Annotated in this window: 21 protein-coding genes; 11 read left to right on the forward strand and 10 right to left on the reverse strand. The window is 63.0% G+C overall.

Annotation, left to right across the window (positions count from 1 at the left end; genetic code table 11):
- Positions 1–253 precede the first annotated feature (253 nt).
- From J5M73_RS15895 to J5M73_RS15910, 4 genes are all read left to right on the forward strand, one after another.
- On the forward strand, positions 254–1,777 hold the full coding sequence (locus J5M73_RS15895) for a fumarate hydratase (protein ID WP_102860526.1): 1,524 nt from the start codon (positions 254–256) through the stop codon (positions 1,775–1,777).
- A gap of 153 nt (positions 1,778–1,930) precedes the next feature.
- Positions 1,931–3,697 (forward strand): ATP-binding protein, encoded by a 1,767-nt coding sequence (locus tag J5M73_RS15900; RefSeq protein ID WP_102860525.1) that lies wholly within the window; start codon positions 1,931–1,933, stop codon positions 3,695–3,697.
- The gene (locus J5M73_RS15905; RefSeq protein ID WP_102860524.1) at positions 3,691–5,025 is read left to right on the forward strand and encodes a sigma-54 dependent transcriptional regulator; all 1,335 of its coding nucleotides are present in this window, start codon (positions 3,691–3,693) and stop codon (positions 5,023–5,025) included. The genes J5M73_RS15900 and J5M73_RS15905 overlap by 7 nt, the downstream gene beginning before the upstream one ends.
- A gap of 286 nt (positions 5,026–5,311) precedes the next feature.
- A complete protein-coding gene (locus tag J5M73_RS15910; RefSeq protein WP_047305837.1) occupies positions 5,312–6,634 on the forward strand; it encodes an MFS transporter in 1,323 nt (440 codons plus the stop codon).
- Between the two features lie 99 nt (positions 6,635–6,733).
- Here J5M73_RS15910 and J5M73_RS15915 read toward each other — a convergent pair whose 3' ends face one another.
- A complete protein-coding gene (locus tag J5M73_RS15915; RefSeq protein WP_060840758.1) occupies positions 6,734–7,489 on the reverse strand; it encodes a hypothetical protein in 756 nt (251 codons plus the stop codon).
- Positions 7,490–7,874: 385 nt separating this feature from the next.
- Here J5M73_RS15915 and J5M73_RS15920 point away from each other — a divergent pair, with 385 nt between their 5' ends.
- Together J5M73_RS15920 and J5M73_RS15925 are read left to right on the forward strand one after the other, a co-directional pair.
- Positions 7,875–8,327 carry a heme utilization protein gene (locus tag J5M73_RS15920; RefSeq protein WP_207815852.1) on the forward strand — a complete coding sequence of 151 codons (453 nt, stop codon included), beginning with the start codon at positions 7,875–7,877 and terminating at the stop codon, positions 8,325–8,327.
- A gap of 165 nt (positions 8,328–8,492) precedes the next feature.
- Complete coding sequence (locus J5M73_RS15925) at positions 8,493–9,122, forward strand: flavin reductase family protein (protein WP_060844456.1); 630 nt, start codon at positions 8,493–8,495, stop codon at positions 9,120–9,122.
- 9 nt (positions 9,123–9,131) lie between these two features.
- Here J5M73_RS15925 and J5M73_RS15930 read toward each other — a convergent pair whose 3' ends face one another.
- Both J5M73_RS15930 and J5M73_RS15935 read right to left on the reverse strand, forming a co-directional pair.
- Positions 9,132–9,404 carry a hypothetical protein gene (locus tag J5M73_RS15930; RefSeq protein ID WP_060840761.1) on the reverse strand — a complete coding sequence of 91 codons (273 nt, stop codon included), beginning with the start codon at positions 9,402–9,404 and terminating at the stop codon, positions 9,132–9,134.
- A gap of 9 nt (positions 9,405–9,413) precedes the next feature.
- Positions 9,414–9,779 carry an antibiotic biosynthesis monooxygenase family protein gene (locus J5M73_RS15935; protein ID WP_060844457.1) on the reverse strand — a complete coding sequence of 122 codons (366 nt, stop codon included), beginning with the start codon at positions 9,777–9,779 and terminating at the stop codon, positions 9,414–9,416.
- Positions 9,780–10,107: 328 nt separating this feature from the next.
- On the opposite strand from J5M73_RS15935, the gene J5M73_RS15940 reads away from it, so the two are divergent.
- Positions 10,108–11,037, forward strand: a complete 930-nt coding sequence (locus J5M73_RS15940; protein WP_102860520.1) for an AraC family transcriptional regulator — start codon at positions 10,108–10,110, stop codon at positions 11,035–11,037.
- A gap of 25 nt (positions 11,038–11,062) precedes the next feature.
- Here J5M73_RS15940 and J5M73_RS15945 read toward each other — a convergent pair whose 3' ends face one another.
- On the reverse strand, positions 11,063–12,511 hold the full coding sequence (locus J5M73_RS15945) for an aldehyde dehydrogenase family protein (RefSeq protein ID WP_207815854.1): 1,449 nt from the start codon (positions 12,509–12,511) through the stop codon (positions 11,063–11,065).
- Complete coding sequence (locus tag J5M73_RS15950) at positions 12,508–14,145, reverse strand: 5-guanidino-2-oxopentanoate decarboxylase (protein ID WP_207815856.1); 1,638 nt, start codon at positions 14,143–14,145, stop codon at positions 12,508–12,510. Before J5M73_RS15950 ends, J5M73_RS15945 begins: the two co-directional genes overlap by 4 nt.
- Positions 14,146–14,298: 153 nt before the next feature.
- On the opposite strand from J5M73_RS15950, the gene J5M73_RS15955 reads away from it, so the two are divergent.
- The gene (locus tag J5M73_RS15955) at positions 14,299–15,180 is read left to right on the forward strand and encodes a LysR substrate-binding domain-containing protein (protein ID WP_102860996.1); all 882 of its coding nucleotides are present in this window, start codon (positions 14,299–14,301) and stop codon (positions 15,178–15,180) included.
- Between the two features lie 116 nt (positions 15,181–15,296).
- On the opposite strand, the gene J5M73_RS15960 is transcribed toward J5M73_RS15955, so the two are convergent.
- Together J5M73_RS15960 and J5M73_RS15965 are read right to left on the reverse strand one after the other, a co-directional pair.
- A complete protein-coding gene (locus J5M73_RS15960; protein WP_102860517.1) occupies positions 15,297–15,911 on the reverse strand; it encodes an NAD(P)-dependent oxidoreductase in 615 nt (204 codons plus the stop codon).
- Between the two features lie 69 nt (positions 15,912–15,980).
- A complete protein-coding gene (locus J5M73_RS15965; RefSeq protein ID WP_207815858.1) occupies positions 15,981–16,865 on the reverse strand; it encodes an MBL fold metallo-hydrolase in 885 nt (294 codons plus the stop codon).
- A gap of 114 nt (positions 16,866–16,979) precedes the next feature.
- Between J5M73_RS15965 and J5M73_RS15970 the strand changes: the two genes are divergently transcribed.
- Together J5M73_RS15970 and J5M73_RS15975 are read left to right on the forward strand one after the other, a co-directional pair.
- The gene (locus J5M73_RS15970) at positions 16,980–17,885 is read left to right on the forward strand and encodes a LysR family transcriptional regulator (protein WP_207815860.1); all 906 of its coding nucleotides are present in this window, start codon (positions 16,980–16,982) and stop codon (positions 17,883–17,885) included.
- A gap of 125 nt (positions 17,886–18,010) precedes the next feature.
- On the forward strand, positions 18,011–18,187 hold the full coding sequence (locus tag J5M73_RS15975) for a hypothetical protein (protein ID WP_162884084.1): 177 nt from the start codon (positions 18,011–18,013) through the stop codon (positions 18,185–18,187).
- Here J5M73_RS15975 and J5M73_RS15980 read toward each other — a convergent pair.
- The gene (locus J5M73_RS15980) at positions 18,180–19,094 is read right to left on the reverse strand and encodes a helix-turn-helix domain-containing protein (protein WP_207815862.1); all 915 of its coding nucleotides are present in this window, start codon (positions 19,092–19,094) and stop codon (positions 18,180–18,182) included. The genes J5M73_RS15975 and J5M73_RS15980 overlap by 8 nt on opposite strands.
- 403 nt (positions 19,095–19,497) lie before the next feature.
- On the opposite strand from J5M73_RS15980, the gene J5M73_RS15985 reads away from it, so the two are divergent.
- Entirely contained in the window at positions 19,498–21,015 is a 1,518-nt protein-coding gene (locus J5M73_RS15985) for an MDR family MFS transporter (RefSeq protein ID WP_207815864.1), read from the forward strand.
- A gap of 32 nt (positions 21,016–21,047) precedes the next feature.
- On the opposite strand, the gene J5M73_RS15990 is transcribed toward J5M73_RS15985, so the two are convergent.
- Positions 21,048–21,896: a cache domain-containing protein gene (locus J5M73_RS15990; RefSeq protein ID WP_102860511.1), complete on the reverse strand. Its 849-nt coding sequence runs from the start codon at positions 21,894–21,896 to the stop codon at positions 21,048–21,050.
- A 119-nt stretch (positions 21,897–22,015) separates the two neighbouring features.
- Positions 22,016–22,852: an ATPase gene (locus J5M73_RS15995; RefSeq protein ID WP_102860510.1), complete on the reverse strand. Its 837-nt coding sequence runs from the start codon at positions 22,850–22,852 to the stop codon at positions 22,016–22,018.
- Positions 22,853–22,944: the final 92 nt, after the last annotated feature.

Here is a 22,944-nt window from a genome sequence, read left to right on the forward strand (position 1 = left end):
GACTATCCAAATTTTAAGCCGTGCTCTGCGGTTTTGCCGCTGATTCACGCAAGAACAGTGCCCACCCGATGGGCGACTTTCGTTTGCCCGGCTGGCGGGTGTGCCGGGCCCCCAGGCGCGGTATACTGCCGCGCCTTTTTAGCGTCGCGCCAGTTGTCTGTCCGGCGTGCCTTAGAAGGTGTCTGCAACCGACCGATACACCCTGCTGCAGCCACCTTATTAAATGTTCCCGTCTTTTAGAGGAGCGCGACTCATGACCGTGATCAAGCAAGACGACCTGATTCAGAGCGTTGCCGACGCCCTGCAGTTCATTTCCTACTACCACCCCGTGGACTTCATCCAGGCGATGCACGAGGCCTACCTGCGCGAGGAATCGCCGGCCGCTCGTGACTCCATGGCACAGATCCTGATCAACTCGCGCATGTGCGCCACCGGCCACCGGCCGATCTGCCAGGACACCGGGATCGTCACCGTGTTCGTTCGCGTGGGCATGGACGTGCGCTGGGACGGCGCCACCATGAGCCTGGACGACATGATCAACGAAGGCGTGCGTCGCGCCTACAACCTGCCGGAAAACGTCCTGCGCGCTTCCATCCTGGCCGACCCGGCAGGCGCTCGGAAAAACACCAAGGACAACACCCCGGCGGTGATCCACTACTCCATCGTTCCCGGCAACACCGTGGAAGTGGACGTGGCGGCCAAGGGCGGCGGCTCCGAGAACAAATCGAAGATGGCCATGCTCAACCCGTCCGACTCCATCGTCGACTGGGTCCTCAAGACCGTACCGACCATGGGTGCCGGCTGGTGCCCACCGGGCATGCTGGGCATCGGCATCGGCGGCACCGCCGAGAAGGCTGCGGTGATGGCCAAGGAAGTGTTGATGGAGTCCATCGACATCCACGAGCTCAAGGCTCGTGGCCCGTCCAACCGCATCGAAGAAATGCGCCTGGAGCTGTTCGAGAAGGTCAACCAACTGGGCATCGGCGCCCAGGGCCTGGGTGGCCTGACCACGGTGCTCGACGTGAAGATCATGGACTACCCGACCCACGCCGCCTCCCTGCCGGTGTGCATGATCCCCAACTGCGCCGCCACCCGTCACGCGCACTTCGTGCTCGACGGTTCCGGCCCGGCCGCACTGGAAGCGCCACCTCTGGACGCCTACCCGGAAATCGTCTGGGAAGCCGGTCCGTCGGCACGTCGGGTCAACCTCGACACCCTGACCCCGGAAGACGTGCAAAGCTGGAAGCCGGGCGAGACCGTGCTGCTCAACGGCAAGATGCTCACCGGCCGCGACGCGGCGCACAAGCGCATGGTGGAGATGCTGAACAAGGGTGAAACCCTGCCGGTAGACCTCAAGGGTCGCTTCATTTACTACGTCGGCCCGGTTGATCCGGTGGGCGACGAAGTGGTGGGCCCGGCCGGCCCGACCACTGCCACGCGGATGGACAAGTTCACCCGGCAGATCCTCGAGCAGACCGGCCTGCTGGGCATGATCGGCAAGTCCGAGCGTGGCCCGACCGCCATCGACGCGATCAAGGACAACAAGGCCGTGTACCTGATGGCCGTCGGCGGCGCCGCCTACCTGGTGGCCCAGGCGATCAAGAAGTCCAAGGTCCTGGCCTTCGCCGAACTGGGCATGGAAGCGATCTACGAGTTCGAGGTCAAGGACATGCCAGTGACTGTCGCCGTCGACAGCAAGGGCGAGTCGGTCCACATCACCGGTCCCGCCATCTGGCAGAAAAAGATCAGTGACAGCCTGGCGGTAGAAGTGCAGTAAGCCCTTCTAACGTTTGGCCAAAGCGGCGGTGCTGTTGAGACAACAGCCCGTCGCTTTTTTTATGCCGCGCCCTTTCGTGACACTGTCGGCGATCAACGTTCCACCCGTCGCTCATGCTATCGTTCCCGCCCCCATTGCAGCCTGCCCCGACTCATGGCCCAGATCTCTCGCCCTATCCGCTTGACGTTCTATATCCTGGTTATTCTCGCTGGCACCGTCATCAGCGCCGGCCTGGCCATGCGCCACGCCGAACGCCAGACGCTGGTAGAGGATGCCGCCCGAGCCAATGAACAGCTAGGGCTGTACGCCAACTCGCTGCACACCCTGATCGAACGCTATCGCGCCCTGCCAGCGGTGCTGGCCCTGGACCCGGAACTGCGTTCGGCACTTCAGGGCCCGGTGACGGCAGACACCCAGGATGCACTGAACCGCAAACTGGAAAAGATCAACGGCGCCGCCCGCTCCTCGACCCTGGAACTGCTGAACCATGAAGGCCTGGCCGTGGCGGCCAGCAACTGGCGACTGCCCAGCAGCTATGTCGGCCACAACTATGGTTTTCGCCCCTACTTCAAGCAGACCCGCAGCCAGGGCAGCGGGCGTTTCTACGCCGTGGGCGTCACCAGCGGCATTCCGGGGTATTTCCTCTCCAGCGCGGTCAAGGCCGACAACGAGGACTTCCTCGGGGCCATGGTGGTCAAGCTGGAGTTCCCCGAACTGGAGCATGAATGGAGCCAGGGCAACGACACCCTGCTGGTGAGCGACGCCCGAGGCATCATCTTTATCGCCAACCAGCCCGGCTGGCGTTACCGGCAGTTGCAACCGCTGTCCGCAAACGACCTGGCGGAGATCAAGCTGACCCGCCAGTACGACAAGCAACCGCTGACGGCGCTGCAACATACGACCCTGCAAACATTCGACGACAACAGCAGACTGGTCCAGGTCGAAGGCCCCGAGGGCGTGGCCAACTATCTCTGGGAATCCCTGCCGCTGACCGCCGAAGGCTGGACCCTGCACCTGCTGCGCAAGCCGGCCAGCGCTTTCGAGGAAAGCCGCAATGCCGGGCTGGCGGCCGCCGGTGCCTGGCTGACCCTGGTGTTCCTGTTGCTGTTCCTCAGCCAACGCTGGCGCTTGGGGAAAATCCGCCAGCGCAACCGTGAAGAGCTGGAACAGTTGGTCCAGGAACGCACTCGGGATCTGCGCACCGCCCAGGAAGGCCTGGTGCAATCGGCCAAGCTGGCCGCCCTGGGGCAGATGTCCGCGGCCCTGGCCCATGAAATCAACCAACCCCTGACCGCCCAGCGCATGCAGCTTGCCACGCTGCGGCTGCTGCTGGATCACGGCCGGGTGGATGAGGCTTACAAAGCCCTGCGACCATTGGACGACATGCTGACCCGCATGGCCGCCCTTACCAGCCACCTCAAGACCTTCGCCCGCAAGAGCCCCAGCGGCCTGCGCGAACGCCTGGATCTGGCCGCGGTGGTGGACCAGTCGCTGCAGCTGCTGGAAACCCGGCTGCGTGCCGAAGACATCCAGATCGAGCTGCACCTGACCCGCCCGGCCTGGGTTCGCGGTGATGCCATCCGCCTGGAGCAGGTGCTGATCAACCTGCTGCGCAATGCCCTCGACGCCATGCACAACAAGCCTGAAAAGCACCTGCAGATCAGCCTCGAGGCCGAGGACCAATTGTGGCAACTGCGGGTCGCCGACAACGGCGGCGGGATCGCCGAAGAGCACCTGCTGAGCGTGTTCGACCCGTTCTTCACCACCAAGCCGGTGGGTGATGGCCTGGGCCTGGGGCTGGCCGTGTCCTACGCCATCGTCCATGAACTGGGGGGACGCTTGAGCGCCGCCAACCAGAATCAGGGCGCGGTGTTCACCCTCAGCCTGCCCATCGATCTGGAAGCGCACATCCAATGCTGAACTCGGTAATCGTGGTGGATGACGAGGCCAGCATCCGTACCGCCGTCGAACAATGGCTGAGCCTGTCGGGATTCGAGGTCCAGCTGTTCAGTCGCGCCGAGGATTGCCTGGCGCAACTGCCGAAGAACTTCCCCGGGGTGATCCTCAGCGATGTGCGCATGCCCGGTATCAGCGGCCTGGAGCTGCTGGCCCAGGTCCAGCGCCTGGACCCCGACCTGCCGATCATCCTGCTGACCGGTCACGGTGACGTGCCCATGGCGGTCGAGGCCATGCGCGACGGTGCCTATGACTTCCTGGAAAAACCCTTCAGCCCCGACACCCTGCTCAGCAGCCTGCGCCGGGCCCTGGACAAACGCCGCCTGGTCCTGGAAAACCGTCGCCTGCACCAGCAGGCTGACAGCCGGGCCAAGCTCGACGCCACCCTGCTCGGCATGTCCCGGGCCCTGCAGACCCTGCGCCGCCAGGTACTGGATCTGGCCGCCTTGCCCGTGAATGTGCTGATCCGAGGTGAAACCGGCAGCGGCAAGGAATTGATCGCCCGCTGCCTGCACGACTTCGGTCCCCGGGCCGGCAAGCCCTTTGTCGCCCTGAACTGCGCAGCGATACCCGAGCAGTTGTTCGAGGCCGAGTTGTTCGGCCATGAAAGCGGCGCCTTCACCGGCGCCCAGGGCAAGCGCATCGGCAAGCTGGAGTACGCCCATGGCGGCACGCTGTTTCTCGACGAGATCGAAAGCATGCCCCTGGCCCAGCAGGTCAAGCTGCTGCGGGTGCTGCAGGAGCAGAAACTGGAACGCCTGGGCTCCAACCAGAGCATCAAGGTCGACCTGCGGGTGATCGCCGCCACCAAGCCCGACCTGCTGGAGGAGGCCCGGGCCGGACGCTTTCGCGAAGACCTGGCCTATCGCCTGACCGTGGCCGAACTGCGCCTGCCGCCACTGCGTGAGCGCCGCGAGGATATTCCGCAGCTCTACGAACACTTCGCCCAGGCCGCCGCCGAGCGTCTGGGGCGCAGCATCGCGCCCTTGAGTGGCGCCCAGTTGAGCCGCCTGCTCAGTCACGACTGGCCGGGCAACGTGCGCGAACTGGCCAACGCCGCCGAGCGTCAGGTGCTGGGCCTCGGGGAGCCGGAGGCCGAAGTCCTCGAAGCCGGCCAATCCCTGGCCGCGCAGCAAGAAGCCTTCGAAGCCCAGTGCCTGCGCGCTGCCCTGACTCGCCACAAGGGCGAGATCAAGGCCGTGCTCAACGAACTGCAACTGCCGCGCCGGACCCTGAATGAAAAAATGCAGCGTCACGGCCTGACCCGGGAAATGTTCCTCAAAGACCCATAGCCCTCGTCCCTGTAGAAGCCGGCTTGCCGGCGAACAGGCCCTCAAGCCAGGTGTAGCCCCACCCATACCCGCAAACGGCAAGCCGCCCGAACACGCCTCCCAGGTGCCGCGCACCTTTCGGCAATTTCCCGCCTACCCCACAGGCACCCATAGGCGGATTTCCGCTCATCACCACCGATCAAACCCCTCTAGTCCGGGCCTCTTGTCCTTGGCACAGGTCCTGCTACAGCCCCAGCAGGCTGCGCTTGCGCGCGCTCCACAAAAACAATGAATAGAAGGGTCCGTCATGGATATCTCTAATACCCTGCCTGCCGGGTCGGCGGCTGCATCCGCCACCGAAAAGACCACCGCCAGCCGCCTGAAGTCGATCTTCAGCGGTTCCGTGGGCAACATGGTCGAGTGGTACGACTGGTACGTCTACGCGGCATTCTCGCTGTACTTCGCCAAAGTCTTCTTCCCCAAGGGCGACACCACCGCGCAACTGCTGAACACCGCCGCAATCTTCGCCGTGGGCTTCCTGATGCGCCCGATCGGTGGCTGGCTGATGGGCCTGTACGCCGACCGCAAAGGCCGTAAAGCCGCGCTGATGGCTTCGGTGCTGCTGATGTGCTTCGGCTCGCTGATCATCGCCCTGACCCCGGGTTACGAAACCATCGGCGTCGGCGCCCCCATCCTGCTGGTGCTGGCGCGCCTGATGCAGGGCCTGTCGGTGGGCGGTGAATACGGCACCTCGGCCACCTACCTCAGCGAGATGGCGACCAAGGAACGTCGCGGCTTCTTCTCCAGCTTCCAGTACGTGACCCTGATCTCCGGTCAGCTCATCGCCCTGGGAGTACTGATCGTGCTGCAGAACATTCTGACCACCGAAGAGCTGCAATCCTGGGGCTGGCGGATTCCGTTCGGCATCGGCGCCCTGTGTGCGGTCGTGGCCCTGTACCTGCGTCGCGGCATGGAAGAAACCGAGTCCTTCACCAAGAAGAAAGAGAAGCCCAAAGAAAGCCTGATGCGCACCCTGATGCGTCATCCCAAGGAACTGATGACCGTGGTCGGCCTGACCATGGGCGGCACCCTGGCCTTCTACACCTACACCACCTACATGCAGAAATACCTGGTGAACACCGTCGGCATGAGCATTTCCGACTCCACCACCATTTCTGCCGCCACGCTGTTCCTGTTCATGTGCCTGCAGCCGGTGATCGGTGCACTCTCGGACAAGGTGGGCCGGCGGCCGATCCTGATCGCCTTCGGCATCCTCGGCACCCTGTTCACCGTGCCGATCCTCACCACCCTGCACACCATCCAGACCTGGTGGGGCGCGTTCTTCCTGATCATGGCGGCACTGATCATCGTCAGTGGCTACACCTCGATCAACGCGGTGGTGAAGGCCGAGCTGTTCCCCACTGAAATCCGTGCCCTGGGCGTGGGCCTGCCCTACGCGCTGACCGTATCGATCTTCGGCGGCACTGCGGAATACATCGCCCTGTGGTTCAAGAGCATCGGCATGGAAACCGGCTACTACTGGTACGTCACCGCCTGTATTGCCTGTTCGTTGCTGGTCTACGCGACCATGAAGGACACCCGCAAGCATTCACGGATCGAGACCGACTGATAGAAAAACGGCGCTCGGGTGCAAGGCCCGGGCGCTTTTTTCGCGATCTGTGGGGAGGCGTTCGCCGGCCAGCCGGCGCCTACAGAAAGTGGGTGTGGCTCAGGAGAGTTCGGCGGCGCCCTGGCGCGCGTAGCGGTTCTGGGCCCAGGCCGCGCCGACAATCATCACCAGCAGAATCCCCGCCAGCACCGCCGACGAGCCGATGGTGCCGAAATCCAGCCCGCCCTTTTCATGGGGCTTGGTGAGGAAGTCGCCCAGGGTGGCGCCGAACGGCCGAGTCAGCACGAAGGCCACCCAGAACAGCAGCACCGACGAGAGCCGGGTGAGGTACTTGAGCAGGACCACCACGGCAATGGTCGAGCCGATCAGCAACGCGCCGCCGGCAAAACCCAGCCCCGAATCGTCCGCCAGGTAATCGCCCAGGGCGGTGCCCAGGGTGTTGGAAAACAGGATCGCCATCCAATAGAACAGCTCGCCGCGAAAGGTCTGGATCCTGTTGACGTTCAGCGAGTCGCCACTCAGGCGCCAGGCGGCGAAGATCGCCAGCAGCATCCCGATCAGGATCAGCGAGCCACTGGCATAGCCCAGGCCCAGGGTGCGGTCCATGAAGTCCGACAGGGTGGTGCCGGCGGTACTGGTGGAGAGAATCACCATCCAGTACAGCACCGGGTTGTAGGTCTTGGACCACAGCTGGGTGACCAGGGTCAGCAGGAACACGCTGATCAGGATCATCGAGCTGATGGCGTAACCGACATTGAGGGTCATCGACAGCAGATCACCGGCGGTTTCCCCCAAGGTTGTCGCGCAGATTTTCATGACCCAGAAGGCCAGGGTGATCTGGGGAAGTTTGTTCATTGATCAAGGAGCTCCAAGGGTCGCATTCAAAATGGCCTGTCGTGGGTTGCAGGCCTGCGCGAAGGCTGAAGGCTCGGGGGTGAAAAATAGGTCGGGGCCGAATGAAAAAACCGTTGATGGTTTTTTAATCCTTTCCTGCCCCATGGACTGAGCCATTAACGGTCAGTTAATGCCGGCTCCTTAGGCTGCTACTGAATCCAAGTTGCGACTTGGTGCGTATCTGTAATGAGGCCTGAATGCGCTGATCGGCGGTGAGTGACGCCCCTATACACATCGATAAATTCGATTTTAATAAGCATTTATTTGCGCTTTTTAATCAACTTTATCGGAGTAGGATTCACATCAAGCCCAACGCAAACACCTCAACGAACCCGGAGACACCGCCATGAAAACCAAACTGATCCTCGCCCTGACCCTGTCGGTACTGGCTGCCAACACCTTCGCTGCCGACGGTTACGACCGCACCGGTTCCGCCACCTTCGCGGCCGACGGCTACGACCGCACCGGTTCCGCCACCTTCGCTGCCGATGGCTACGACCGCACCGGTTCCGCCACCCTCGCCGCCGATGGCTACGACCGCACCGGTTCCGCCACCCTCGCCGCCGATGGCTACGACCGCACCGGTTCCGCCACCTTCGCCGCCGACGGTTACGACCGCACCGGTTCCGCCACCTTCGCTGAAGACGGCTACGACCGCACCGGTTCCGCCACCTTCGCTGAAGACGGCTACGACCGCACCGGTTCCGCCACCTTCGCTGAAGACGGCTACGACCGCACCGGTTCCGCCACCTTCGCGGCCGACGGCTACGATCGCACCGGTTCCGCCACCATCAGCTGATCGACTCACCTGACATCACAGCCCGGCTTCGGCCGGGCTTAGTCTTTTGTGCTCCGCCAACATCCCCCGTCAGCGGCCTAAACCGGGGTTTGGAACGCTGGAATTCGAGCCGTGCGCACTGCACTATGGCGCCCTTCACTCGCCCCACAGCAGGAACCTTGAGCCATGTCCGACGATATCCACTTCTACCAACCCGCCCTGGGCCACGGTCTGCCCCATGACCCGTTCAATGCCATCGTCGGCCCGCGTCCCATCGGCTGGATCTCTTCCCAGGATGCACAAGGCCGGCTGAACCTGGCGCCTTACAGCTTCTTCAATGCCTTCAACTACATTCCGCCGATCATTGGGTTCTCCAGCGTCGGGCGCAAAGACAGCCTGAACAACATCGAGGCCACCGGAGAATTCGCCTGGAACCTGGCCACCCGGCCACTGGCCGAGCAGATGAACCAGAGCTGCGCCGCGGTTGCGCCCGAGGTCGACGAGTTCGCCCTGGCCGGCCTGACGCCCGTGGCGTCGAAGGTCATCAGTGTGCCGCGGGTCGCCGAGAGCCCGGTGTCCTTCGAGTGCAAGGTCACCCAGATCATTCAATTGCAGCGGGCGGACAAAGAGCTGGTGCCGAGCTGGCTGATCCTCGGCGAGGTGGTCGCCGTGCATATCGCCAAGTGGCTGCTAAAGGACGGGATCTACGACACCGCCGCGGCAGAACCGATTCTGCGTGGCGGCGGACCGGCGGATTACTTCCAACTGGGGCCGGAAGCGTTGTTCAAGATGCACCGCCCGGGGGCGGTCAAGTAGCGCGGCGAATCAGTCGGCTTTCCAGCTCAATTCGCCGTCCTGATCGACGTCGGCCAGTTGTTCGAGTTGTTGTGCGGCAGCCTGGTCAGCGTCATGGGCAGTCTTGAACCTCTGCTCATCCAGGACTTTGTGAAAGCGCGGGGCGCCCGATGCTCCGAGGGCTTTGACGGCGATGGCGGCGCTGTATCCGCCCTCCCCCGGAACCACCGCGGAAACGGCTTCGTAATGTGCAAACTCTTTGCGTGCCATGTTGCAAGTCCTGGCCAATGAAAAGTCGGCCATTCTAAACCTTCAACTGGCCAGCTTGTGCAGCGGTGCACGCTGCAGTTGGGGGTATTCGCCATGGGCTTGCAGCGCCGACACCGTACTGAAGGTATGAAAATCCAGGCTGTTGACCACCAGGTCCTGCACCAGCTCGGCAAAGATCGCCATGGCCGGCGAGCTGAAATAGGCGGTCATCGCCTGCTGGCTGCTCCAGAAACCGGACACCAGCCACAGGTCGGCATCGCACTGCGAATGCTGCAGGGCGAAGTGCAGGCAACCGCTGGCCTGGCGCGACGGTTCGATCAGGCTGCTCAAGCGCGCACCCAGTTCCTTGGAACGCCCGGCCCGGGCTCGGACAAAGGCCATGTGACTGACCGGAATATGCGTGGACATGTGCGACCCTCCCAGGGTGTTGTCGAGGCAGCCGGGGACGGGCTGCGACAGGATCAACGATACGGGGCGGGCCCACTTGCGCGTTAGTCGATTTCTGCCGTTGATTTGCCCAATCCTGCGACCAGCCGCTTTCTCCATCGCTTGGGCGGCGGCATGGGGCAAAAGCGTTACAGCGGCGTTTCAAGCAAGTGACGCGCCCGGGCGTCGGCGCCTCTTGTCTATCCCGCGCGCAAGCAGCAGGATCAGGCAAGTTTTACGCAGGATTCGCCTACCCGCGACTCTTGCACAAACTTAAGCTGTGCCGACTGCAAACACCCCGAGGCGCCCCATGTCATCACTGGATACCCTGCCGCCGCCCCTGGCTCCGGAGATGGAACGCCAGCGCGTGGAACTGGCCGCGATCATTGCGCGCAACACCACCGAAGATGGCAGCTATGCCACCGCCATCGACTCGCTGTTCGTCTCGCGTCACAGCACTTCCCATCACTTCGGCTCGGTGCTGGCGCAACCGGCGCTGTGCATCATGGCCCAGGGCCGCAAGGAAGTGCGCCTGGCCGATGAAAGCTACAACTACGACCCGCTGAATTACCTGGTGGTGTCGGTTTCCGTGCCACTGAGCGGCAAGGTGGCGATCGTTTCGCCGCAAGAGCCGATCCTGGCCCTGCGCCTGGACATCGACCCCGGGGAAATCAATGCACTGATCGCCGATGCCGGACCGCTGGGGGTGCCTGCCCGGCCCACTGGACGGGGCTTGTACGTAGAGCGCCTGGACCCGGCGATGCTGGACGCCGTGCTGCGCCTGACCCGCCTGCTGGACACCCCGAAAGACATCGCCATGCTCGCGCCGCTGGTGCGTCGGGAAATTCTCTATCGCCTGCTGCGCAGCCCCCAGGGCCACCGTCTGTACGAGATCGCCACCGCCAACAGCCAGGGGCACCGGGTCAACCAGGCCATCAAGTGGCTCAACGGCAATTTCGTGCAGCCGTTGCGCATCGATGACCTGGCCCGGGAAGTGAACCTGAGCGTGTCGACCCTGCACCACCGCTTCAAGGCGATGACCGCCATGAGTCCCTTGCAGTACCAGAAACAGCTGCGTCTGCAGGAAGCCCGGCGCTTGATGCTGGCCGAAGGTCTGGAAGCTTCGGCGGCGGGGTATCGAGTCGGCTATGAAAGCCCGTCTCAGTTCAGCCGTGAGTACAGCCGACTGTTTGGCGCGCCACCCTTGCGGGACATGGCGCGCCTGCGGGTTGGCGGGTAACCCGGGGTCACCGGCAAGCCGGCGGCTACAGCGCGCGGATTACGTGTTTGAGCTCCTGGAAGGCTTGCAAGCCCCAGGGGCCCAGCTCGCGGCCGATGCTGCTCTGCTTGTAGCCGCCCCAGGCAGTCTGGGGAAAGATCACCTGGGGTGCATTGATCCACACCAGGCCGGCCTGCAGGGCATTGGCCACCCGCTCGGCATTGTCCACGTCCGCCCCCACCACACTGGCCACCAGGCCGAACTCGCTGTCATTGGCCAGTTTGATCGCCTCTTGCTCGCTGCTGAAACTGCGCACACAGAGCACCGGGCCAAAGATTTCGTCACGCCACAGAGCACTGTCCAGCGGCACCTCGGTGAACACCGTGGGCTGGATGAAAAAGCCCTGCTGCAGCCCGGCCGGGCGGCCGCCGCCACACACCAGCTTGGCACCGACATTCAGACCACGATCGATGTGCGCCAGCACTCTGTGGTATTGCGCCTGGTTCACCAGGGCGCCCATGACCACCTCAGGGTCGAACGGGTCGGCCACCCGAATGCCTTCAGCCCGGGCCTTGAGCCGCAAGAGGAATTCATCGGCCAGCTCGTCGGCGACCAGTACCCGGCTGGTGGCGGAGCACATCTGCCCGGCATTGAAGAAGCCACCGCCACAGGCCAGCTCCACCGCCAGGTCAAGGTCGGCATCCGCCAGCACCAGCAAGGATGACTTGCCCCCCAGTTCCAGGCTCACGCCCTTGACGGTTTCCGCCGCCCGCTGCATGACCTGGACGCCCACTGCATTACTGCCGGTGAAGGAAATCTTCGCCACTCGCGGGTCCGCCGCCAAAGGCGCACCGACCGCCAGGCCCGTCCCGCAGACCAGGTTGAACACCCCGTTGGGCAAGCCGCTTTCGGCGATGATCGCCGCCAGCTCCAGCTCCGGCAGCGGGGTGACTTCCGAGGGTTTGAGCACCACGCTGCAACCGGCGGCCAGGGCTGGCGCCAACTTCCAGGCCGTGGTGACCATGGGGAAATTCCACGGCACGATCAGCCCGACCACGCCACAGGGCTCACGACGCAGGCGCGCGCTGAAATCCTCACTGGGCAGCGGCACATTCGCATCCTGGGTCGCGTCCAGCTCCTCGGCCAGCCCGGCGTAATACTCAAAGGTGGCAATGACATCGTCCACATCCATCGCCGCCTCGAACTGCGGCTTGCCGTTGTTGCTCGACTGCAGGTGCATCAGCCGTTCCCGGCGTTCGGCCACACCGGCAGCGATCTTGCGCAGCACGGCGGCACGTTCGACGCCACTGCTTTGTGCCCAGCGGGCAAGCCCCGCCGTAGCGGCTTGCAGCGCCTGATCCACGGCTTGCGGTCCGGCGCCCGCCACCCAGGCCAAGGGCGCCTCGGTGGACGGGTTAATCACCTGCAGGTGCTCACTGCCTGCCGACCATTGGCCGTCGATGTACACACCGTTCAACAGGTGCGGCGAACTCATGCCTGTGCTCCTTGAGTCCAGCGATTCTGGTCAACTTCAATCAAGGTCGGTCCCTGGCGATCAACGGCCATGCGCAGGGCCGCACGCAATTGTTCGACACTGTCGATGCGCTCGGCTGCGCACCCGAGGCCCTTGGCCACGGCAATGAAATCCGGGGTGTAGATGTCGACGCCTACTGGCTCGATGGCCCGATTGACCATGTATTTCTTGATCTCTTCATAACCCTGGTTGTTCCACAGCAGGACGATGATCGGCGTGCGTGCTTCCACGGCGCAGGCCAGTTCCGCCAGGGTGAACTGCAAGCCGCCATCGCCGATCAGGCAAGCCACCGGCCGCCGCGAGCTGGACTGGGAAGCGCCCCCGAGCCAGGCGCCGATGGCGGCCGGCAAGGCATAACCCAGGGTGCCGTAGCCGGTGGACGAGTTGAACCAGCGCCGCGGCTGCTCAGGATTGAACGTCAGGTTGCCGCTGTACACCGGCTGAGTGGAATCGCCCACCAGGACGATCTCCGGCAACTCCTGGACCACGGTTTCCAGGAACAGGGTCTGGGCCCGGGTCGGCGTGTCCCACAGGTTCTCGAGTTCGCTGCGCAAGGCCGCGGCGCGGGCCTGGCCCCAGTCGCTGCTGCGCTCGCTCAAGGTGTGCCGGGACAGCTCTGCCAGCAGGGCTTGGGCTGCGTTCCCGGCATCGGCCACCAGTGCCACTTTCGGTGGGTAGTTGCGCACCGTTTGATCGGCATCGATATCGATCCGCAGCAAGGCCCCGGGAATTTCAAAGCCACCGGCAAAGGTCACGTCGTAATCGGTTTCCGCCAGTTCAGTGCCGATGGCCAGCACCACATCGGCCTCGGCCACCAGGACACGGGTTGCCACCAATGACTGGGTGGAGCCAATCAGCAGCGGGTGGGCCGACGGCAACATGCCCTTGGCGTTGATCGTCAGGGCCACCGGAGCCTGCAGCAGTTCCGCCAGACGGGTCAGGGGAGCAGCCGCATCAATGGCGCCGCCACCGGCCAGGATCAGCGGGCGCTTGGCCGTCGCCAGCAGCTGACTCATCCGGGCGACAGCGTCCGGGGCGGCACCGGCACGGGCAACGGTTACCGGCTCGCTGGCCAGCAGATGATCGGCATCCTGAACCAGTACATCGAGAGGAATCTCGATATGCACCGGACGTGGGCGTCCAGCCTGGAACAGGGCAAAAGCCCGGGCCAGCACCACTGGCAATTCATCGGCGCTCATCAGGGTATGGGAAAACGCCGCCACGCCGCTGGCCAGCGCACTCTGGTTCGGCAACTCATGGAGCTTGCCGCGCCCGCCACCCAGCTGGCTGCGGGTCTGCACGCTGGAGATCACCAGCATGGGAATCGAGTCCGCATAAGCCTGGCCCATGGCGGTGGTGATGTTGGTCATGCCGGGGCCGGTGATGATGAAACACACGCCGGGCTTGCCGCTGGTGCGGGCGTAGCCGTCGGCCATGAAACCGGCGCCTTGCTCATGGCGCGGGGTGACATGCTGGATGGGCGAGCGGGCCAGACCGCGATACAACTCGACGGTATGCACCCCAGGAATGCCGAACACCTGCTCAACCCCATAACCTTCAAGTAACTTGACCAGTACTTCGCCGCACGTCGCCATCTCATCGCCCTTCTTATTGGTGGAAAACCCGACTGACTGCCGACTGAAAAACTCAGCAGACGCCGGGAGGACTATTGGAACGGTGAGGCTGTAGCCGCAACAATGGATAAAAAGTCATACTAGCCATGTCCTCACGTCATGCCTTGGCTGCCCATGAAACGCTTGCCTCCCCTTCCCGCGCTGCACACCTTTCTGGTCACCGCCCAGTGCTGCAATTTCACGCGCGCTGCCGAGCAGTTGCACATCACCCAAGGAGCGGTGAGCCGACAAATTGCCGGCCTGGAAAGCCATCTGGGTTATCCGTTGTTCCAGCGCCATGCCCGGGGCTTGAGCCTCACTAACGAAGGGGCGCAATGGTTGCCGCGGGTGCAGCAGGTATTCGAACTGATCAATGGCGCGGTGGATGACATCGGTGGGCAGAGCCGCAACCTGCGCCTCAAGGCTCCGACCTGTGTGATGCGCTGGCTGCTGCCCCGGCTGCTGCAGTGGCAGAGGGAGCGCCCGGATGTACCGGTGCAACTGACCACTACCATTCAGCACGGCGTGGATTTCAGCCGCGAACCCTTCGATGCCGCCGTCATGTACGGAGCCCCGCCGTCCCCGACCCTGGGTTCGCGTCACCTGTTCAATGAACAACTGACGCCGGTCTGCTCGCGACCGCTGCTGGAGGGCCCGGTGCCCCTCAAGAACCCGGCGGACCTGCAACAGCACTTGCTGCTGCATCCCTCCCACGATCAACGGGACTGGCAAAGTTGGTTGAAAGCCGCCGGCACGCCACTCAATACCCTGGGCAAGGGTCAGCATTTCGAGACCCTGGACCTGGCGATGTCCGTGGCGTCCCAGGGAACGGGCGTGGCGATTGGCGACTGGGCGTTGATTGGCGACGACCTGAGTGCCGGACGGCTGGTCATGCCTTTTGAACTGAAGATCCCGACGGGCCAGGCGTACTATCTGGTCTACCCGGAGCACCCAGGGCCTGCGGCGGCCTTGCAGGAACTGCTGGACTGGCTGGTGGAACAGGCCAAACAGCGCTGAATGAGAAAACCCTGATGCCGGCAGACAGCAAAAAGGCCCGCGAGGGCCTTCAACACTGATCGGAACTCCCCGATAGCCGCCAACGGCAGGCGGCTACCGGGGCAGTCGGCCGCTAATCAGTAACCGACGGTGAAGCGCTGGCGGCGGTGGGCCGGCTTCTCCACTTCATCGAGCATGGCGATGGCGTAGTCGGCGAAGCTGATCCAACTTCGACCTTGGGCACTGACCAGCAGATCGTCCTGGCCCAGGCGGAACTGCCCGGTGCGCTCACCCTCAACGAACTCCGCCGATGGCGAGAGGAACGTCCAGTCCAGATCCTGCTCCTTGCGCAAGGTGTCCAGGTACACGCCACCGGCGCTGGCCTCGGCCTTGTACTCCTCCGGGAAACCGGGGCTGTCGATGACCTTGCCGCCACCGGGCAGCAGCAGCGAACCGGCACCGCCCACCACCAGCAGACGCTTGACCCCGGCCTTTTTCACCGGGTCGATGATGGCATTGGCCGGGATGGTGGAAAAATGCGCGGCACTGATCACCACGTCGTGGCCGGCTACCGCCGCCTGCAATGCAGCGCTGTCGGCCACATCCACTTCGCGGGTGAGCACGCCGGCACGCTGGCCAATCTTCGCCGTGTTGCGGGCGATGGCGGTGACGCTGTGACCGCGACGCAGGGCCTCTTCCAACAGTTGGCTGCCGGCACGGCCGGTGGCACCAATGATTGCGATTTTGCTCATGACATGTCTCCAGTTGGCTAAGAGAGTACAGAGGCGTCCACTCCCCGAAGGGAGCGGGTCAAACCGGTTTCACCACTTCATTTCGCCCTTGGCGACCTTGGCGCTCAGTTCCAGGGAACTGTCTTCGCCCAGGTCCGGGTAACGCTTTTTCATGGCCGCGATCAGCGCAGAGGAGTCCTTGGCCTTGGCCGTCTCTTCATCGAAGGCCTTGATGTAGTCCGCAGTGAAGTGCACCGGGGCCAGGGAGCGTGCGCTGTCGCCGAGGAAGTGCCCGGGAATCACGGTCTTGGGGTTCAGGCCCTCAATGGTCTTCAGGGTGCTCAGCCAGTCCTGGTGAGACTGCGGGGTCTGGGTATCGGCCATCCATACGTGGATGTTTTCCGCGACCACCACGCCACCGACCACCGCCTTGATCGACGGAATCCAGACAAAGCTGCGATCCGGTTGCTTGCCGTCCAGGCCGATGACTTCGAGCTTCTGCCCTTCCAGGGTCAGGCTGTGGCCCTTGAGTACGCCGGGCACGATGGTCTTGGCCGGAACGTCAGCGCCCATTTTCGGGCCCCAGAACGCCAGCTTGCCATCCACCGTGGCCTTGATGTGATCCACTGTGGGTTGTGAGGCAACAACCTTGGCATCAGGGAAAGCCTTGGTCAGGGTGTCGAGGCCGAAGTAGTAGTCCGGATCACCGTGGCTGATGTAGATGGTGGTCAAGTGCTTGCCACTGGCACGAATCTTTTCCACCAGTTGCTGGGCCTGGGATTTGCCGAACTGGGCATCCACCAGGATCGCGTCCTTCTTGCCGCTGACCAGTACCGAGGTCACCGGGAAGATGGCATTGGCCCCCGGGTTGTAGACATCCAGCTTCAGGCTGGGCTCGGCGGCTGCGGCATGGGCGGCAAAACCCAGGGTGGCGGTGGCCAGCAGCAGGCGTTTAAGAGAGGTGAATCCGATCATGAGGGCAGCTCCAGCATCTGTTGGCTTGGTTGGAAGTGGACAAAGCTTAGTTGCCAGACTCGTTACAAAAAATGCGATGCTTGAACATAGTTTGTTTCTGAAAGCGGGCAAATCATGGATCGTCTCCAAGCAATGCGGGTCTTTGTCACCGTTGTGGACCTGGGCAGCCAGTCGGCCGCTGCCGACCACCTGGACCTTTCACGGCCGGTGGTTTCACGTTATCTGGCGGAGTTGGAGGATTGGGTCGGTGCCCGGTTGATGCACCGCACCACGCGCAAGCTCAGCCTGACCGCGGCCGGCGGCGAGATCCTGCCCCGCTGTCGGCAGATGCTGGAGCTGTCCAACGATATGCAGGCTGCGGTGGGCGAGCCTGACGATGCGCCCCGCGGGCTGCTGCGCATCAGCGTCAGCACCTCCTTCGGCCAGTCACAACTGGCGGAGGCGATGGCCGACTACGTCAAGCGTTACCCCGGTGTGAGCATCGATCTGCAGATGCTCGATCGCACGGTGAACCTGGTGGATGAGCGTATCGATTTGGCGATCCGCACCAGCAACGACCTGGACCCGAACCTGATCGCCCGACGCCTGACCGTCTGTCGCTCGGTGATCTGCGCCTCACCGATCTACCTCCAGGAGCACCCGGCGCCACAACGGGTGGAGGACTTGAGCCAGCACAACTGCCTGACCCACTCCTACTTCGGCAAAAGCTTGTGGCATTTCGAACAAGACGGCGAGCAGGTGTCAGTACCGGTACAGGGCAATATCAGCGCCAACGAAGCCAGTACCCTGCTGCGCACCACAGTGGCCGGCGCCGGCATCGCCATGCTGCCCAGCTACCAGGCCGGGGAGTACATCAAGCGGGGAGAACTGGTGCGCCTGCTGCCCCATGCCGAACCCCGCACGATGAACATGTATGCGGTCTACGCCTCGCGCAAGCACATGTCGGCAACCTTGCGCAGCATGCTGGATTTCCTGGTGCTCAGGTTTCCCCAGGAACCGCTCTGGGATGTGGGGCTGTAGACACGATCCAGCGGTTCAATACCTCGCCAAACAGGCTGGGCAGCGGCCTGGCAAGCCCCCGCAACTGACCTATGCTGATATCAGTGCCCCTGAAAACACGGGGTATTGGTTCAGAGGTCGTTGCCATGAACGTCAAGACAAGAAGGTACCTGGCCATCTTCATGACCTGCACCATGACCCTGGCGCTATACGGTACCGCCGCTTATCGCGTCGAGCAGGCCCGCATGCAACAGCGCAACTACGCCAGTTGCAACCTGGAACGCTGCATTCCCCACAACGCCACCTTGAACGCCCTCAGGTGAGCGGCAACGCCCCAGGCCCCCCCGCCTGATCGGCCTTGAGCCGGTCGCGGAACACCTTGGGCGAAATCCCCTCGCGGCGTCGGAACAGCCGGGTGAAATTGGTGGGATCGGAAAAGCCCAGGTCATCGGAAATCTCGTAGATGGTCATCCCGGTGTAGGTCAGCAGGCGCTTGGCCTCCAGCAGTTGACGCTCGTGCATGATCTGCAGCGCCGGTTGCCCGGCCAGCTCGCGGCAGGTGCCGTTGAGGTGCGATACGGAGATGCCCAGCTTGTGAGCCAGGTCCTCGACCTTCACATGCTCGCGGTAGTGGGCCTCCACCAACTGGATAAAACCGTTGAAATATTCCCGGGCCCGCTGGGGACGCTGACTGGAACTGCTGCGCTGCAGTGCCTGACGACCAATCCAGACCACAATCATGCTCACCAGGGCGTGCATGAGCATTTCCCGAGCCGGCTGCTGCCCTTGATACTCATTCTGCAAGGCACTGAACAAACCGTTCAGGTACTGCGCATCCTCCCGGGCCGGGTAGCTGCAAGACGTGGTCAGGGTATTTTCCGAACGCCCCAACTGAGCTTGCAAATGGCTCAACAGCGGCGCCGCCAGAGTCACGACATAACCTTCGACATCCTCGGAAAATCGAAAGCCATGGACCGATAACGGCGGCAACACCTGGATCATCGGTTCGTTCAACAAAGTCCGCAGGCCTTCGACCTCCAGTTCGGCCTGCCCTCGGAAGACAAACAGCAATTGGCCGAGGTCGGCATGCCGATGGGGTTTTATTTCCCACTGGTGCTCACGGCTGCGTTGACTGATGGACTCGCAATGGAGCAGATCCGGGGTGGGCCACTCCAGGCTCTCGCCATAGAGTTTGAACACGGGAATGGCAGCAAGGGCAGGCTTGTTCATCACTACAGTCCAGGCCTCAGAGTAACAGGGGGGGGAGAATTGCACCGCTGAAAAAAAGCTCAGGTAACCGCCAGATTTCATCGACCCATTGACGGGTTCAGCCAGGAAAAACGCAAGCACCGGCAACACAAATAAACACTCGTACAGCCAGGATTCAGGGAGCCGGCACCGAGCGCACACTATACAGAATGCGTCCCATTACACATCAACACCAAGTGCCACAAAGCTTTTCGAGAGCGGTGAATCCAAGGCGCTTTGGCACAACCTCCCCCCTTGAAAACCTTCATGAAAAAACGCCGTGCTCTTCCTTGTAGCGCTATCCGATAGCACCCTATCGAGTACACTGACGCCCATTCCCGCCAGCCTTGCCGCTACGGATCAATCACTGCCTGCAGGTTTTTTCGTGACTCACCGCCAACAGCCTGGCCCGCCCAAACCGGCCATCCGCAGCGTGCTGATCGCCCTGATGCTGGCGATCTTTCTCGGCGCCCTGGACCAGACCATCGTCGCGGTCTCCATGCCGGCCATTTCCGCTCAGTTCAAGGATGTCAGCCTGCTGGCCTGGGTCATCTCCGGCTACATGGTGGCGATGACCGTGGCAGTGCCGATCTACGGCAAGCTCGGCGATCTGTATGGCCGGCGTCGGCTGATGCTGTTCGGCATGGGATTGTTCACCCTGGCCTCGCTGTTCTGCGGCCTGGCCCAGAACATGGAACAACTGGTGCTGGCGCGGATCTTTCAGGGCATCGGCGCCGGCGGCATGATCTCGGTGAGCCAGGCCATCATCGGCGACATAGTCCCGCCCAGGGAGCGCGGCCGCTATCAGGGCTACTTCAGCAGCATGTACGCGGTGGCCAGTGTCGCCGGCCCGGTGCTGGGCGGCTACATGACCGAGTTTCTGTCGTGGCGCTGGGTATTCCTGGTCAACCTGCCCCTGGGACTGGGTGCCTGGTGGGTGGCACACCGCACCCTGGTAGGGCTGCCGGTGCCCCAGCGCACGCCGATCATCGACTACCTCGGCACTGTGTTGCTGATCATCGGCCTGAGCGCCCTGCTGCTGGGCATCACCCAAGTGGGCCAGGGCCACTCCTGGCGCAGCGCCGAAGTGCTCGACCTGCTGGCTATCGGCTGCATCGTCCTGGCCCTGTTCGTCTGGCATGAGCGCCGGGCCCGGGAGCCCCTGCTGCCGATGCACCTGTTTGCCAATCGCAATGCGCTGCTGTGCTGGTGCACGATTTTCTTCACCAGTTTCCAGGCCATCTCGCTGATCGTGATGATGCCCTTGCGTTTCCAAAGCATCACCGGGGCCGGGGCTGACAGTGCCGCCCTGCACCTGCTGCCCTTGGCCATGGGCCTGCCCATGGGCGCTTATTGCGCCGGACGCCTGACCTCGGTGACCGGACGCTACAAGCCGATGATCCTGGGCGGCGCGCTATTGATGCCGGTGTCGATTCTCGGCATAGCCCTGGTGCCGCCCCAGGAGGTCCTGCTGAGCAGCCTGTTCATGTTGCTCTGCGGGATCGCCAGCGGCATGCAGTTCCCTACCTCCCTGGTGGGCACCCAGAACTCGGTGGAACAACGGGATATCGGTGTCGCCACCAGCACCACCAACCTGTTTCGCGCCCTGGGCGGCGCGGTGGGGGTGGCGCTGATGTCGGCCTTGCTGCTGGCCTTGTTGCAGGATTCCAGCCTGGCGCATCTGAATGGCACAGGGCTGATGAGCGAGGGGCATTCCGGCAATGCCTTGCTGCAAGGCCTGAACGCCGCGCCTGGCCCCGCGCGCGACGCATTGCGCAACGAGTTGCTGCTGACCTTCCAGCACCTGCTGCTGGTCAGTGCCGCGGTTTCCCTGCTGGGGCTGGCGGCGGCGATTGCCATGCCCAATCGCCTGTTACGGGGCCGTGAAGACAAGGCGCATTGATCCTGATGCTGGCAGGGGCCAGCGCTCAGGATTCAAGGGCTGTAGTACCCCACGGCAACCAGCAGCTTTCCGACCTTGCGCAAGTAGGCATGCTTGTCCTCGACCTTGCCCGTCACCGGGTTCTTCCAGCGGTACTCGTATTCCCCCTGATCCTGGCCTGCCATGAGCGCCAGGATCGGCTCCCCAACCGGCTTGCCCTCTGGGTCCTTGATCTTGCCAAAATCGGTATTGAGCAGGCGCAGGTTGGTGCCATGGGCCAGATAGCGGTGGCTGTCGAGGTCCACCACGAACACATACAGATCGTCTTCGAGAAACCCGCCACGCAAGTCATTGATGGCTTTGAGCGTACCCGGCTGATCGCCGCCCAAGGCCGTGGCCGCTCGATCCAGCAGCGCCTTGGCCTGCTCGGCCGAGGCCCGAGGCAGGTAATACCCCACCGCCAGGATGCGTTCGCCGATACGCTGGAAGTACACATGCTTGCGTTCGATCTTGCCGTCGGCCCAGTTCTGCCAGCGGTATTCGGCTTGCTGGATGCCATTGGCCTCGGGAATCTTCAGGGCGTCCTTGAACGCCTTGCGCAGATCCGGCCCCAGGACTTCGGAAACATCTCGGCCAATCAATGCCGACGAAGGACCGCCGCTGGCCAGCATCACGCCCCGGGTGTCCACCACGAACACATAACGATCACGGTCGACAAACTCACCCTGGCGGCTGAAGGCCGCAAACGCCTTGTCACCCTGGTCGTGGTAATAGCGCAGGGCTTTTTCCAGCAGCGCCCGGGCCGCCACACCGTCATCGGCCGCCGGTACCGCCGCATGCAACGAACCCATGCACAGCAATAACAACCATCCCAGCCAGGTATTTTTCTGCAACAGCCTCATCGCTCGCTCCTCGTTCCTGATGGCGTTTGAAGAGCGTAGACGGCTGCGCAATATGGGTGAACATTCAGCACACTTTGGCCGAACAGCCCCCCACGCCGTGCGCGGGGAGGGCCTACCACTCAAGGACGGGTATTGATCTGCTGCTGCAGGTTCTGGATCTGGCTTTGCAGGGTATTGATGTTGCGGGTGACCTGGCCACGGAACGCATCGAACTCGGCGGTGCTGGCTCCGCTCTGGGCAGCGGGACGATTGTCCTGCTCACTCTTGAGTACCACCAGCTCCTGCTCCAGTCGCTCGATGGCAGCGCTCGGGTTGCCCTGTTTTTTCAATGCGGCAAGGTCGGCATTCAAGCTCTTGAGCTGGCTATCGAACTTGCCGGCGTCCGCCTGGACGCCTTTGAGGCTCGCCAGTTCAGCGCTCAAGGCTTTCACCTGGGCCTGCAACTGCACGTTGGCCGCCTGCTGCTCGGCAGTCTGGGCTGTCATCTGCGCCAGGCGCTTGTCCAGGTCAGTCGCCTGCCCGGCCACGCCCTGCTGTTGTCGGCTCTGATCCTGCAGCCGGCTTTCCAACTGTTTGATCTGCAGCTTCAAGGCTTCGCTGTCAGTGGTGACATTGGTCTGGCTGGCCACTACCTTGCCGGAGATGTCCTGCAGACGGCCGGCGGCCTCTTCACTGATCCTGGCGAAGCTTTCCTGGGTCGCCACCAGTTGCTGCTCCATCAGCGAAATCTGCTGGAAGCTCCACCAGGCAAGACCGATGAAGGCAAAGAACAACGCCCCCACCAATGCCCACAATGGTCCGGTACTGGGCCCCTTGACCTTGGCCACCGGAGCGCTGCGCGAATGCACGGTGGTGCGCTCACGGGCAGCGCTGGTGGTAGGAAAGACATCGTCATCGAGGGGATCGGCGCGCAGACTTGGAACGTCATCGAAGTCATCGTGTGCATCGTTACGCATGGGGCAACCTTTGTGAACCGCGGTGATGGCTGAATGCGGCGAGTATAAACCGCTAATTCACCCGGCCAATGGACCGGCCCGGGCAAACCGGG

The organism is Pseudomonas sp. 50_B, assembly GCF_017491625.1.
GTDB lineage: Bacteria > Pseudomonadota > Gammaproteobacteria > Pseudomonadales > Pseudomonadaceae > Aquipseudomonas > Aquipseudomonas danubii.